Here is a 243-nt window from a genome sequence, read left to right on the forward strand (position 1 = left end):
CGCAGTGGCCGGACGGCAGGTGGGCGAGTATCGGTGACTTCCAGCAGGGCGGTTCGTTCCTGAACCCGAACGTTCCCCCCAGCTACATGTGGAACGAGGACACCCTGCGCCTGCGCCTCCACAGGGACGGGCTCTCCTTCCCGCCCTACCAAGAGATCAGGGTGCGCCCCCCGCTGACCGAGGTGTCGGCGGTGTGGGACGCCGAGGGGAAGCTGCGGGTGAGCGCGCACGGGGGGCCGGAGG

1 protein-coding gene is annotated in these 243 nt (G+C 70.4%); it reads left to right on the plus strand.

From position 1 onward, the window contains the following. Nucleotides 1-243: hypothetical protein (locus ACFHWE_RS23875; RefSeq protein WP_416604127.1), on the plus strand; the 243-nt coding region annotated here is incomplete at both ends.

Origin of the sequence: Nocardiopsis sp. LOL_012, from assembly GCF_048060475.1 — a bacterium.
Lineage (GTDB): Bacteria > Actinomycetota > Actinomycetes > Streptosporangiales > Streptosporangiaceae > Nocardiopsis.